The following is a 14,963-nucleotide window of genomic DNA, read 5'->3' on the forward strand; positions in this document are numbered from 1 at the left end:
CATGACCTTTTTTCCGCGCTCCTTTCTCATCCTCCAGGGCCCATGCTCGAGATTCTCGGAGACTCTGGCCTGCGCCCTTCAAGACCAGGGGCATCGCGTCGGCGTACTTAACTTCAATGGCGGTGATCTGCTCTATCGCTGGCGTCTGGGACAGCGTGTATACCGCCGCTCAGCCGAAGCTCTTGGAGAATTCCTCCACGATCTGTATTCACGCGAGAGCATCACCGATCAGCTGTTGTTCGGCGATCAGCGTCCTGTACACCGCCCGGCGACGACCCTGGCTCCGTCATTCGGTGTTCGCAGTCATGTTTTCGAAGAAGGCTATCTGCGGCCCTTCTGGATCACCATGGAACAGGATGGCGTCAATGCACACTCTCGGCTGCCTCGCGATGCTGACTGGTACCACGAGGCCTTTGCCCGACTGGGGACAGCACCCCAGCCACAGAGATTCCACTGCGCCTTCTGGAAACGTGCGACGCACGATGTGATCTATCACCTGGCGGGATTGGCGAATCCCGTTGTTGCGCCCGGTTATCGCACCCACGCACCGGTCACGGCGCCGGTAGAGTTCACCGGATATATCAAGCGCTTCGCTATGCTGAAATGGCATAAGCCGCGTGATGCTGAACGCATCAGGCAATTGATGGCCAGCAAGCAACCTTATTTCGTCCTGCCACTGCAACTCAATGGCGATGCCCAGATTCGCCAGCATTCTCCCTTCAAGGACATGTGCAGTGTGCTCGACCTGGTGATGAATTCCTTTGCCCGACATGCCCCCGGTGACGCTCGACTGGTCATCAAGAACCATCCCCTGGACATGGGCCTGATGCCATACCGGCGACATATCAGGAAACTGGCACAGCATCTGGCCATTCAGGATCGTATCGACTATCTCGAAAGCGGTGACCTGAATCACCTGCTGAGACATGCTCTGGGCATGGTCACCGTCAACAGTACCAGCGGCATGGTGGCGCTTGAGCACGGTCTGCCAACGCTGGCCCTGGGCGATGCAATCTACGCTTTTTCCGGCCTAACCCAGACAGCATCGCTCAACGATTTCTGGCGTCACCCCCAGCCTCCGAACAAACGCCTGTTCAATGCCTTTCGCCAGACCCTGCTGCATACTGTGCAGCGCAACGGCGGCTTTTATTGCCAGCGGGGCATCCGCCTGGCCGTTGCCAACTGCTTGCCAGACCTGAACGCAGAAGTTTCACCACTTGAGGAGTTGCTGTCATGGCTGCCCAATGCCGCCTGATCCTGATCACTGGCGCCACCGGGGCAATCGGAGGGGCCCTGGCGCGTCGTTATGCGGCAGAGGGTAACGCTCTGATACTTCATGGCCGCCAGACAGAAGTGCTGGCCTCGCTCGCCAGCGAGTGTTCTCGACTGGGCGCAAAAGACGTCTCGCTCAGCAATATCGTGCTCACCGACTTTGACGAACTCGGCGCCTGGCTGGATAGCCTCCCCGAAGTCCCCGATATTGCACTGTTATGTGCGGGAATGAATGCGGGCATCGAAACGTCCGATGATCTGGAAGACGAGACCCGCGCCAACGCCTTGCTCGACATCAACCTGCGCGTCCCCATGCAGATGACTCGTCTGCTGGCACCGCGCATGCAGGCCCGCGGTAGTGGTCAGCTGGTATACCTGAGCTCTCTGGCTGCATGGTTCGGGTTACCCGCTACCCCCAGCTACAGCGCCAGCAAAGCAGGTATCAAGGCATACGGGGAAGCCATGCGCGGCGTCCTGGCGCCTCATGGTGTCGGTGTCACGGTGGTCATGCCAGGATATGTCGACTCTGCCATGGCCAGGGCAATGCCTGGCCCAAAACCGTTTCAATGGACACCGGAACGCGCCGCCAGAACCCTTCAACGAGCGATTGAGCACAACCAAGCCCGCTTAAGTTTTCCTATACCTCTCAATATAGGAACCTGGTGCCTGGCCCTTTTACCTGCCCCCATTTCTCACCGTCTGGTGAAATGGTTCGGCTACGGAGTTCCCTCGTGATACTGCAGTTACTCCTTCCGTTATGCCTGAGCCTCATCATCAGTCTGGCATGCGAGTCCCTGGTACTGCCCAGACCTGCGCCATGGTTACTGCGACCACGCGTCACGCTGTACATCCACATGGCTACCTGGCTGCTGCTGTATGCACTGGCCTTTCTTGTGCTTCAGCGTGGCTGGCTGAGCGCAGGTCTGTTGAATGTCCTGCACCTTGTCATCGTGCAATCTTGTCGCAGCAAGTGGTCGAGCCTGAGGGAGCCTTTCCTGGTACAGGACTTTGAATATTTTCTGGATGCCATTCGTCATCCGCGCCTTTACGTGCCCTTTTTCGGTCTGGGCCTGGCCATTGCTGCCAGCACCTCCGGCTTCCTGGCATTCGCTGCCTTTCTATGGTGGGAACCTTCCCTGGTCTCGACCCATGGCGCCGGCACCTTCTTGACCTGTGTTGCTGTCGTCGCTGCCATTGGTGGCTTGCTGCTGCCGTTTGGTCTCCGCCGTCGGCCAGACATCATGCTGCAGCCAGAGGATGACCTGTGCCGACTGGGGCTGATCAGTTTCTTCTGGGCCTACGGCCTGTACCCCAGACGTGCCATAGATCCGGTCAAGACACCGGCCTGCTTTCGCCACCCGGACAGACAGGCTGTCACAACATCCTGCCTGCCCAATATCGTGATCGTGCAGAGTGAGGCGTTCTTCGACCCGCGCGCATGGCAGCCAGCCCTACCCCAGGATCTGCTGAGTCACTGGGATGCCCTGAAGGCAAGCAGCCATGCACATGGAGAGTTGACAGTTCCCGTCTGGGGAGCCAACACCGTACGTAGCGAAACCGCCTTTCTGACAGGCCTGAGTGGCAACGACCTGGGTATGCACCAGTTCAATCCATACCGGCAGCTGGCCAAACAGCCAGTCCCGAACCTGGTGGCCTCTCTCAAGCGCCTCGGCTATCGCTGTGTTGCCGTACACCCGTATCCCGCCACGTTCTACTGTCGTGACCGGGTCATGCCGAAGCTCGGTTTCGATGAATTCATCGATATCGCTGCCTTCGACCATAGCGACAAGAACGGACAGTACATTGGCGATGCTGCCGTGGCACGCAAGGTGCATACTCTGCTGGCATCAGCGACGGATGCCCCCCTGATGGTTTTCGTCATCACCATGGAAAACCACGGCCCCCTTCATCTGGAAACAGCGGATTCGGCATGGCTGCAGCGCCTTCCAGAGGAGATAAGCGAACGCCTCGAGCCAAAGGATGCCAATACCCTGGCCGTCTATCTGCGTCACCTGCGCAATGCCGACCACATGGCCAATGCATTGAGCAACAGCCTGAGCCAGCAGCCCCGACATGGGCTGATGTGCTGGTACGGAGACCATGTGCCCATCATGGAAGGCGTCTATGAGGCACTCGGGGCACCCTCCGGACACAGCCACTACCTGCTTTGGAGCACATTACCTCCCCGCCCCAGACAATCCATCGACGCTGGGGCAGCAGAGCATTCCATCAATATTGAAAATCTTGCCGAACGCTTATGGCAGGACCTTGCACTATTCAGCCAACCCTGTGACCCGGCCGGGAACGCCGAACTACAGGGCACTGAACAACAACGAATTGAGTTACAGGAGCAGCGATGACAAGGCGTGTAGCGATCATTGGAGCCGCTCACCGGTTTCCCGCAGCCGACGGCGAGTCGTTCTGGGAAAGCCTCAAGAATGGAACTGACCTTGTCACCGAGGTGGACCGTCAGCGTTGGGATCATGAGATCTACCAGCACCCCAACCGCCAACATCCCGGTACCAGTGTCACCTTTGCCGCTGGCAGCCTGGGAGAAGGCGTAGGTGAATTCGACGCCACCTTCTTTGGCATTTCACCCCGTGAAGCTGCCCACATGGACCCACAGCAGCGCATGTTGCTCGAACTTGCCTGGGAGGCAACGGAGCATGCCGGAATCCCCGCATCCAACATGCGGGGGTCTCGCTGTGGTGTCTATATCGGCATTTCGAGCCTCGACTATGCCTATCGCCATGCCGATGATCTGGAGGCGCTCGATTCGCCATCTGCCACCGGCAACACTTCCAGCATCGCTGCCAACCGTATTTCTTACATATTTGACCTGAAAGGACCGAGCATGGCGGTGGATACCGCCTGCTCATCATCACTGGTTGCATTCCACCAGGCCTGCCAGGCAATTCGTGCCGGCGAATGCGACACCGCTCTCGCCGGCGGCGTCAGCCTGCACCTGCACCCCTTCGGTTTCATTGTCTTCACCAAGGCCAGCATGCTCTCGGCCAATGGCCGTTGCCGTGTCTTCGACGAATCGGGCGACGGCTATGTGCGCTCGGAAGGCGCTGGGCTGTTTCTGCTCAAGGACTATGACCAGGCACTTGCCGACGGTGATCGCATTCTTGCGGTCGTGGCCGGTACTGCCGTCAATACTGATGGCCACAAGACCGGCCTGACCGTGCCCAATCCGGATGCGCAGATCGCGTTGATGCGTCAGGCCTATGCCGATGCCGGAATCGATATCGAGGATATCGACTATCTCGAGGCTCATGGCACCGGTACCGCCGTCGGCGACCCCATTGAGACACACGCCATCGGCCACGCCCTGGGCATGGCTCGCTCACGCCCTCTACCAATAGGCTCGGTCAAGAGCAACATCGGCCATCTGGAAACCGCCTCGGGTGTCGCCGGCCTGGCCAAGGCGCTCTACAGCCTGATGCACCGGGAAGTTCCAGCAACGATCGGCATCCGCAAGCTGAACCCCCACATCAAGCAAGATGAGTGGAATCTGGATATCGTCACCGAAGCACGCCCGCTTCCGGCGGAAGGTACCCTGACCATCGGTGTGAACTCCTTTGGCTTCGGTGGTGCCAATGCTCATGTCATTCTGCAGTCCCCCCAGGAGACACAGCCCACAGCGGCCCCTCGACATTCGGCCGAGACACACTGTGCGTCAGCGCCCAGCACTGCCGCGGTAGCGGAAAGACGCCTGCCACTACGTATTTCGGCCCAATGCGACAACGGCCTGCGCGAACAGGCTAGGCGACTGGCCGATCTGCTCGAGCATGGTTCGGACGACCTCTATGACATCGCCCATGCGCTGGAAACACAGCGCGCTCAGCTCAAGCATGGCGCCGTCATCATCACCGATGATCGTTCCCAGGCATGCTCTGCCTTACGTGCCTTTGCCAAGCGCGAAGACAGCCGCAATGAAGTGATTACCCTGCAGCGCCAGAGCGATGCGCAGGGTCCGGTGTTCGTCTATTCCGGAAATGGTTGCCAATGGGAAACCATGGGGCGGGCCTTGCTGGATCACTGTCCGGTATTCCGTGCCACCATCGATCAAGTCGATGAACTGTTTCGCCCACAGGGAAGTTTCTCGATAAGAGAAGAGCTCGAAGGCCTCAACGGAAGCGAGCGATTCGAGCGTACCGAGATCGCCCAGCCCGCCCTGTTCGCCCTCCAGGTAGGCCTGACAGCGTCATTGCGCCACTGGGGCATCACACCTTCCGCGGTCGTCGGGCATAGCGTTGGTGAAGTCGCAGCAGCCTGGGCATGCGGTGCCCTGAGCCTGAAAGATGCCGTCACTGTCATCACCCAGCGCAGCCATTTCCAGGGGCTGACCAAGGGCAAAGGCGTCATGACCGCAGCAGTGATGGATGCCGAGAGTGCCCGCACCTGGCTGAATGACCCGCGTTTCGAAGACATTGCCCTCGCGGGAGACAATAGTGTCCGTGGTGTAACCTTGGCAGGCCCCAAGGCCAGCATGGAGGCACTCGAGGAGTGTCTGGTCGAGCAGCAGATCGCCTGTTTCCGGCTACCGCTGGACTACGCCTTCCACAGCAGCGCCATGGCCCCGATCGAGCAGGATGTCATCAGCGCACTGGCGGGCATTTCACCGCGTGTGTCCGAGATACCGTTCTACTCCACTGTCTCTGGCGACATCTTCGATACCAGTGCTCTCGACGCCAACTACTGGTGGCTGAACATTCGCCAGCCCGTACGCTTCACCGAAGCGTTGTGCCAGCTGTTTGATGCCAAGGCCAATGTGTTTGTCGAGATCGGCGCCCACCCGGTACTGAAGCGCTATCTTCAGGATGCCCAGAAGGACAGCGGCCATGTCTGCACCATCATTTCTTCACTGCAGCGCGATGGAGACAGTGTCCGAGACCTGCAGAAATGTCTTGGCCAGCTCTGGCTGAGCGGAATCGCCCCGAATACCCACAAGGTGTTCCCCGTTACCGGTCGTTTTGTGGAACTGCCGCATTACCCCTGGCAGCGCCAACAGCACTGGATGCCAGGCACCGGCCATAAATGGGGGTTGATCGACCGCCACCTCGAGCACCCTTTGCTCGGTTACCGCCAATCACTTTTCGATGGTATCGATACATGCTGGCAGAGCCAGCTCGATGTCGAGCGCTTGCCATGGCTGGCCGACCACAGCGTCGGTAATGCCCCCATTTTCCCAGGCGCAGGCTATGTGGAAATGAGCCTGGCGGCGGCCATTCATCACCGCGAAGCACAGACGATCGAGCTGGAGTCCCTCGAGATCCTGGCACCGATGATGCTGGACTCGCCTCATGGGCGACGCTCTCGCTTGCGCCTGGACAGGCACCAGGGTCACATACATATCGAATCGCGGGATACTCAGGAAGCAGGTGACTGGCAGCTCAATGCCAAGGCCCGAGTCCTGAGTGACAGCCTCGGCACCCTGCTGGAGAGAGAAGCCCCCACGCTCCCCCAGCGCCAGCCGGATGTCAGTCTGCAACAACACCTGGCCATGGCCAGTCGGGTCGGTCTCGACTACGGCCCAGCCTTCCAGGCCCTGGAAGGCATCTGGCGCGAGGGTGACACGATCATCGGCCAGTTTGGAGAGACTTCCCGCCCGGAAGAAGCGCTACAGCACCTGTCGCCTGGCCGGCTGGACAGTGCTTTCCAGCTATTCTTGCCACTGCTGGCCGACAGCGAGGCAGCCGCCTCGGGCTTCGCTTTTGTCCCGGTACGCATCGATCGCCTGCAGATGCGCACTGATGCAGGCCTGCCGGTGCTCGCCACAGCGACATTGCGCAAGCGTGCACCGCATTCCTTCACCGCAGACTTCAGCCTGTTCGATGCCTCAGGCATGTGTGTGGCCCACCTTGATGCTACCCGCTTCCGCCTGGTGCGCCTGAAGCAGACGGAAAGCACCAGCCTCAGCTTCGTTGCCAATGTGCTGACACCTGCACCGCATCCTCATACGCCGGCCACCATGGCATGGGATGCTGTCGAGGACAGCCTCGGCCGATTGGGCGACAGCGTTGCCCTGGCCACCCGATCACGCTATGCCGAGGAGCTCAGCCCACTACTGGACCGCCTCAGCGAAGCTTTCGCCGATCAGGCCCTGATCGCGCTCGGCCATGCCGAGCGCCTGGAAAAGGCCGACCTTGAGCATTATCACGCACAATATCCCGGTACCGTCCAGCAATGGCATCATCTGCTCACGCAGTTGGAAGATGCCGGCATCCTGGTAAGCGACGACAACGGCTGGACGCGCCAATCCAACGACGAGGAGCCATCTTCTCAGCAACATCCTCAGATACGCCCGGAAGCCATCTGGCAGATGATGATCGGCGAATACCCCGATGCTCTGCCCCTGATCCAGCGCGTCGGGCGCCATGGCCTCAATCTGCTTGGGCTGCTCCAGGGCACTATCGAGGCAGACTCGCTCGATCTGACGCCAGAGCACCTGGCAGCCCTCGCGCCTCATGCGCTTTCCACCCAGGGCTGGACATGTCTGGGAGAGCAGCTGTGTGCGGCTCTGCAGGAACACATCGCCGGTTTACCGATCGAGCAACGCCTGAGCATCGTTGAAGCCGGTATTGCCGTGCCCAGACTGGGAGAATGGTTCAGCGGGCTGCTCGATGCAGACCGCGTCGACCTCGCCCTGCTGCCCAGTGATGATGACGGCCTGCACCATGCCTCCCGCCTGAAGGAGAGACACCCTCTGATAGAGGTGGCCTCTCTCTCCGATGACACAGCACCATCGGCCCAGGGTCAGTTCGCCATCCTCTCGCTCAGCCCGGAATCCCGGGAGACGGTAGACCAGCAGCTGTCCCAGCTCTCGCGCCACCTGAAACCCGATGCCAGGCTTCTGGTGCTCTACACACCGCCAAGCCATTGGTGGGATAGCCTGTGTGCCAGCCCTGGCCTTGACAGCCTCCATGGCAAGAGCTGTGAAGCGGAAGACTTGCAGGGCCTGCTGGAGCAGTGGAGCTCGGCCCCCATACAGCGAGTCTCCCTCGAGCAGGCCGATCAGGGAATGCAGCTGTATTGCATACGCTTTTCCCCATCTGCCATCGCTCAGGAGGGTCTCCCGTCGCAGGAGGAACGTCTGTCACAAGACGAACTTCTGTCGCAAGAGAAGCCTTCGGCACATGGCGAAAACGTCAGCGATGAGGCTCCGGGCACACGGGACGCTCACTACCTGCTGATAGGCAACAGTGACCATGCAGCCCTGGCCCAGAGCCTGAAGACAGCCCTTCAAACCAATGGCCTGAGTGCCACATGCTGCGACCCGGACGCTCTCGCCCGGGAGGCGCTGTCACTGGATGAAATTGCCCCTGAAGCGTCTTCCCTGCATCTGATTGACCTGAGGAGTCTGTCCAGGGCTAGCGACGAAACCGAGCAGTGCACCTGGCTGGCTACCTGGGTGAAGCTGCTCGAAGGGCTCGAACGGCCTCATCGTCTATGGATCATGACGCAGGGCGTTGCCGCATTGCTGCAGGTCCACAAGCCCCTGATCGATGCTGCATCAAGCATGCCGCTGGCGGCGGCCAGCTGGGGCTTTGCACGATCCATGGCCAACGAAATCTCCCATAGCCACGTCACACTGGTGGATACGCCGCCATGCAGCGACGGCAAATGGTCTTCTGCTCTACTGCAGGCCATGAGCAATGAGCTGGGCCACCCCGACAACGAAACGGAGCTGGCCTACGACGCCGAAGGGCGGCGCTATGCCGTACGCTTGCGTGTCATGCCGCAGCCATCACCGGTTCAAGTCCCGGCAGATGCGCTTGATGATCCGGCAGACGCGTTCGATGACGCGCAAGGCAAGCACATGACTTCCACGGCCGAGACGCAACAGCTGACAGTGACCTTGCCAGGGCAATTGCGTCACCTGGCATGGAAGGCCCGGCCACTTCCCGACGTCGGGGCTGACGATGTGCAGGTGCAGGTCCGGGCCACTGGCCTCAATTTCCGTGACGTGATGTACACACTGGGGCTGCTGTCCGATGAAGCCATCGAGAATGGCTTCGCCGGGGCCACCTTGGGCCTCGAATTCTCAGGTGTCGTCGAACGCGTCGGCACTAACATCACCGACCTGTCGCCAGGCGATAGTGTGGTGGGCTTTGGTCCCAACAGCTTCAGCGAGCGCCTGGTGGCATCTCGCAGCGCCCTTACCGTCCTGCCAGCCGGTATCGACTTTGCTGCCGCTGCCACCATTCCCACGACCTTCTTCACGGTCTATTACGCTCTCAAGCACCTCGCCCAGGTAGAGCCAGGAGAACGCGTCCTGATTCACGGTGGGGCCGGTGGAGTGGGACTTGCCGCCATTCAGATTGCCCGCTGGCTGGGCGCCGAGCTCTATGTGACAGTCGGTAGCGAGGAAAAAGCCGACTTCCTGCGTCTGTATGGTGTGGAAAGAATCTATCATTCCCGCCAGCTTACCTACGCAGAGGAAATTCTGCGCGATACCCAGGGGAAAGGTGTCGATGTGGTGCTCAACTCCCTGGCAGGAGAAGCCATCGCACAGAACTTCCGTGCTCTTGCGCCTTTCGGTCGTTTCCTGGAGCTGGGCAAGCGGGACTTCTACGAGAATACCCCTGTTGGCCTGCGTCCATTCCGCAACAATCTGAGCTACTTCGGTATCGACTCTGACCAGTTGATGAAGGAAAAACCAGCGCTCACCGCACGGCTATTCCGCGAAATGATGGCCTTGTTCGAAGACGGTACCCTGCATCCCTTGCCCTACACCGCCTTCGATCACCACCGTGTGATCGAGGCGTTCCGCTACATGCAGCAGGCGCGTCAGATCGGCAAACTGGTCGTCACACGCGAGTCCCAGCCGAATCTTGTTGAAGAACGGGCTCGCCGTGAAGACGAAACACCGACTCCCCGGACAACCGCCTTCGCCCTGGACCGCCAGGCCAGCTATCTCGTCACTGGCGGGCTCTCCGGCTTTGGCCTGAGTACGGCGGAGTGGCTCGCCAGGCACGGGGCGGGACACCTGATCCTGCTCAGCCGTCGAGGTCCGGCCAGTGAGGAAGCGCAGCAGGGTATCGAGCGCCTGCGTGCGCTCGATGTCGAAGTGACGGCACTGGCCTGCGATATCACCGACCGAGAGGCACTGGCCGCGGTCATTGCCGACTGTGGCACCACCCTGCCTCCGTTGAAGGGTATCGTGCATGCTGCCACTGTCATCGACGATGGCTTGATCCGTCATCTCGACCGCGAGCGTATCGAGCGCGTCCTGGCACCCAAGATTCTCGGTGCCCGGAACCTGCATGAACTGACTCAGCATCAGCCTCTTGATCTGTTTGTGCTCTACTCCTCCGCCACCACGCTGTTCGGAAACCCTGGGCAGGCCAACTATGTGGCCGCCAACTGCTGGCTGGAAGGGCTTGCCGCCTATCGCCGCCAGCAAGGGCTGGCTGCCACCTGCGTGTATTGGGGAGCCATCGAGGACGTGGGCTTCCTGGCCCGCAACACTCGCACCCTGGAGGCCCTGCAGGAGCGCCTCGGAGGTTCGGCATTGCAATCTGCTGCGGCACTGGACACCCTCGGGCAGCTTCTGGCCACGCAACAGTCCCACGTCGGTGTACTCGAACTGGACTGGCATGCCCTGGCACGCTTCCTGCCGACGGACCAGGCACCACGCTTCCACGAGCTGTCTGCAGCGGCAGGCGACAGTAGCGAACATCACGATAACGGTAGCGAGCTGCTGGAGCAGTTGCAGTGCATGACAGCGGAAGAGATGCACAGCACCCTGGTCAGCGTATTGCGCAATGAATTGGCCACTATCCTGTTGATCGATCCTGAACAGATCGACAGCCAGCAATCCGTCTACGAACTGGGATTCGATTCGCTGATGGGAGTAGAGTTGATGACGGCCATCGAGGCACGACTCAATATCCAGTTGCCCGTCATGGTCATGAGCGAGGCCACCAGCCTGGATAAGCTGGCTCAAGTACTGGTGCGCAAACTGACACAAGGCGAGAGCGAGGAAGAGGACGGCACAAGAAGCGCCCTGGCTCTGGCCAATGCCCACGGCAGCGAGGAAGCCGTGGCTCTGATTACCGAGGAACCGGCACAATGAGTACGACACAATTGAGTGCAAGGAAACTGGATTCAAGACAGCTGGATTCAAGACAATGAGCACAGGGGATCGACAGCGCCTGAAACAGCAACTGCTGCAGCAGCGCCCCCCTGCGCAACGTACTCCGCCATCACGGCGGAAGGGAGACACCTCGTCCTATGCTGACAAGGCAGCATTGACGCGTTTCGACACGCTGCCCCAGTATCAGCAGATCAGCATGATCCGGGAAGGCGCCCGGCACCTGGGACTGGATGATCCTTTCTTCCGTCCCCATCAGGGCATCGCTGGTGCGACCACCCATATCGATGGGCGTGAGTTGATCAACTTTTCCAGCTACAACTATCTCGGCCTGGCCGGTGATCAACGTGTGATAGCAGCAGCCAGCCAGGCCATGGCGGAATACGGCACCACCGTCTCGGCCAGTCGTATCGTCTCGGGAGAGCGGCCCATTCACCGTCAGCTCGAACGTGCCATTGCCGATGCTTATGGCTGTGAGGATGCCGTGGCGTTTGTCAGCGGTCATGCCACCAACGTGTCGACCCTCGGTGAGCTGATGGGCCCGAAGGACCTGATCCTGCATGATGAATGGGTCCACAACAGCGCCGTCGTCGGTGCACAACTTTCCGGGGCCAAGCGCGTATCCTTCAGCCATAACGACACCAGCACCCTGGAAACCCTGCTGGAGCGCCATCGCCATCAGTTCGAGCGTGTCATCATCGTCATCGAGGGGCTGTACAGCATGGATGGCGATGCACCAAACCTGGGTGCCCTCATCGAGCTCAAGCAACGCTTCCAGTGCTGGCTGATGGTGGATGAAGCCCACTCCTTCGGTGTTCTCGGCGAACATGGTCTGGGCTTGAGAGAACACTTCCAGGTCGAGGCCAAGGAAGTGGACATCTGGATGGGCACCCTGAGCAAGTCGCTGGCCAGCTGCGGCGGCTATATCACCGGCTGCCAGGCCCTGGTGGACACGCTGCGCTACCTGGCTCCCGGGTTTCTGTACAGTGTCGGTCTCCCTCCTCAACTTGCTGCCCCTGCCTTGCGTGCGTTGGAGCTGATGCGCCAGGAGCCAGATCGCATAGCACGCCTGCATCAGATTTCAGGCTATTTCCTTGAACAGGCCAAGGCGCAGGGGCTGGATACCGGCAAAAGCATCGGTGCAGCCGTCGTACCCGTCATTACCGGCAGCTCACTCAAGGCTGCCCGGTTATCCCAGCACCTCTTCGAGGCGGGAATCAACGTACAACCCATTGTCTACCCGGCCGTACCGGAACGAGCTGCACGTCTGCGCTTCTTCCTGTGCAATGAACATACGCCGGAGCAGATTGATTACACCATGGAGCAATTGCGGACCATAATCCCCAACATCTAAGTATAATTGTCTGCAAAATATCGGCCTATTGGCCCAAAAAGCATTCAGAAAAATCCCATATAAACCATGGCACGTTGCGAGCAGATCTTGCTTCTGCACCAGAATGGAAATCATACCGTCATCGCTTATGCATATTATTACCTTGATTGGTCACGACCTTTTCATGGCGCGGCATAAATCATCGTTTTTTCATTACGTTACCGCATCATAAGAGTGCAGGATCCTGATCAATAAGCGGCAAAAATGTCGAGCAACATTTTGTTTCACAAGTTGCATTTTGCAAATCCGAGCAACAACTCAACACTCGCCATATGGCCTATACAAACACGCATTCCCTATTCTAGTATGGCGTCATTCTATCGGCGCCCTTGCTCAGCGATAAGGAGTGCGGGAACCACCAATGACAAGGTAATGAACGACCATAGGCACAGCAGCTTGCTTATTTCATGCCAGCCTGAACGATAGCTTGTGAGCTTGTCAAAAAGACTAAGGAAGGCAGTCCATTGCACTGCCAAGGAAAGGGATTTCTCGTGCTAATTGCAGGTGGCACTGCTGCATGATGTGGCAAATGCGTTTTTCAATCATGGTTGGTACAGCTTTCGATACTCTGGCGCGCATTTACTGTTCTGCCCGTATCCTTTATGTCCAGGCAACGCTGACTGTGATGGGGAGCCTTGCATCCGGCAAGCACCGCGCCTGCTTTCTCGGTGTCGTCACGATCCCCTTCAAACCGTACAGCAAGTATCTGCCACCTTATCGCAACCAGCATCAGTCCGGTGGTACGGGGCTTCGATGCTAACCCTGCCTCTCTTTGTTATTCCGACGCACGGCAGGACCTGCCTGCCAGCAAATCTCGTCGTCGTTGATTTTCCATTCGTCTGGTCGTTCTGGCCGACAGGTTCAGACATCAGACCATCATTGCGCAATCGCGGGAGTCGTTAATGAGCAGCTTTATCGAGCCGATACGCCAGGCACTGATCGACGGTGCCGTCGAGGCCGGCAAGGCCATCCTCGAGGTCTACGACGGGGAAATCCAGGTCGAAACCAAGGGTGATGACAGCCCGTTGACCCAAGCTGACCTGGCTTCGCATCGGCAACTGGTGGCCGTGCTCCAGGAGCTGACACCGGATGTGCCGGTGCTGTCTGAAGAGTCTGGCGATATTTCCTACGCCGAGCGCAGCCAATGGCAGCGCTACTGGCTGCTGGACCCGCTGGATGGCACCAAGGAGTTCATCAAGCGCAATGGCGAGTTCACCGTCAATGTGGCCCTGATCGAGGAAGGCGTGCCGGTGTTCGGTATCGTGCATGCTCCGGTGCTGAATGCCACCTGGTACGGCGAACAAGGACAAGGAGCGTTCAAGATAGAGGGTGGCAACACTACTCAGATTCACGTGCGCACCTTGCCAGAGCCCAACACCTCGGCATGGAAGATCGTCGGCAGCCGCTCCCATGGTTCAGCGGAATTCGAGGCGTTCTGCGAGCGCTTGCCGGAACATGAACGAGTGTCCATGGGCAGCTCCCTGAAGCTGTGCCTGGTCGCCGAAGGCGCCGCCGACCTGTATCCGCGGCTGGCTCCTACCAGTGAGTGGGATACCGCAGCAGCCCAGGCCGTGGTCACGGCAGCAGGTGGGGAAGTCCTCAACGCCGAAACCCTGGAACCGCTGCGCTGCAACCAGCAGGACAGCGTCCTCAACCCCTTCTTCATCGTGTGCGGTCAGCGCGATGAACGCTGGACCGAGGCGCTGGCACAAGCCCTAGCCAACTAGATTCCCTTTTCGTGGCCGTGACGCCTTGCACACATTGTTGCACAGGAGGAACGGCCACCACCTTGGCTCTCAACCTTGGATATTGGATATGGAAATTACTCCAGAGCGTCAAACGCACCTCAAGCAGCTCGAAGCCGAGTCCATTCACATCATTCGTGAAGTGGCTGCCGAGTTCCGCAACCCGGTGATGATGTATTCCATCGGCAAGGATTCCTCGGTCATGCTGCATCTGGCTCGCAAGGCCTTCTATCCGGGGACCCCGCCGTTCCCGCTGATGCACGTCAACACCACCTGGAAGTTCAAGGAGATGATCGAATTCCGTGACCGTATGGCCGACGAGGCCGGCATGGAATTGATCGAGCACATCAACCAGGAAGGTGTCGAGGCCAACATCAATCCCTTTGATCACGGCAGCGCCAAGTACACCGACATCATGAAGACCCAGGCGCTCAAGCAGGCCCTGGACAAG

Annotated in this window: 8 protein-coding genes; all 8 read left to right on the top strand. The window is 59.3% G+C overall.

The genetic code is table 11. The features are described from left to right. The first annotated feature begins 1 nt into the window (after window position 1). The gene (locus Q1K07_RS10105) at window positions 2-1,255 is read left to right on the top strand and encodes a capsular biosynthesis protein (RefSeq protein ID WP_300310366.1); all 1,254 of its coding nucleotides are present in this window, start codon (window positions 2-4) and stop codon (window positions 1,253-1,255) included. Next, window positions 1,234-2,007, top strand: coding sequence for an SDR family NAD(P)-dependent oxidoreductase (locus Q1K07_RS10110; protein ID WP_300310368.1), 774 nt, complete (start codon window positions 1,234-1,236; stop codon window positions 2,005-2,007). The genes Q1K07_RS10105 and Q1K07_RS10110 overlap by 22 nt, the downstream gene beginning before the upstream one ends. Next, window positions 2,004-3,632 (top strand): LTA synthase family protein, encoded by a 1,629-nt coding sequence (locus Q1K07_RS10115; protein WP_300310370.1) that lies wholly within the window; start codon window positions 2,004-2,006, stop codon window positions 3,630-3,632. The genes Q1K07_RS10110 and Q1K07_RS10115 overlap by 4 nt, the downstream gene beginning before the upstream one ends. Beyond that, window positions 3,629-11,356 carry a type I polyketide synthase gene (locus tag Q1K07_RS10120; RefSeq protein ID WP_300310372.1) on the top strand — a complete coding sequence of 2,576 codons (7,728 nt, stop codon included), beginning with the start codon at window positions 3,629-3,631 and terminating at the stop codon, window positions 11,354-11,356. The genes Q1K07_RS10115 and Q1K07_RS10120 overlap by 4 nt, the downstream gene beginning before the upstream one ends. Before the next feature lie 55 nt (window positions 11,357-11,411). Continuing rightward, window positions 11,412-12,728 carry an aminotransferase class I/II-fold pyridoxal phosphate-dependent enzyme gene (locus tag Q1K07_RS10125; protein ID WP_300310374.1) on the top strand — a complete coding sequence of 439 codons (1,317 nt, stop codon included), beginning with the start codon at window positions 11,412-11,414 and terminating at the stop codon, window positions 12,726-12,728. 568 nt (window positions 12,729-13,296) lie between these two features. Continuing rightward, window positions 13,297-13,527 carry a hypothetical protein gene (locus tag Q1K07_RS10130; protein WP_300310376.1) on the top strand — a complete coding sequence of 77 codons (231 nt, stop codon included), beginning with the start codon at window positions 13,297-13,299 and terminating at the stop codon, window positions 13,525-13,527. Window positions 13,528-13,669: 142 nt separating this feature from the next. Beyond that, complete coding sequence (cysQ, locus tag Q1K07_RS10135) at window positions 13,670-14,494, top strand: 3'(2'),5'-bisphosphate nucleotidase CysQ (RefSeq protein WP_300310378.1); 825 nt, start codon at window positions 13,670-13,672, stop codon at window positions 14,492-14,494. Between the two features lie 88 nt (window positions 14,495-14,582). Beyond that, window positions 14,583-14,963 (top strand): phosphoadenosine phosphosulfate reductase family protein (locus tag Q1K07_RS10140; protein ID WP_300310380.1); only part of this gene is annotated, 381 nt, incomplete at its 3' end.

Origin of the sequence: Halomonas sp. (genome assembly GCF_029263665.1) — a bacterium.
Taxonomy (GTDB): domain Bacteria; phylum Pseudomonadota; class Gammaproteobacteria; order Pseudomonadales; family Halomonadaceae; genus Halomonas.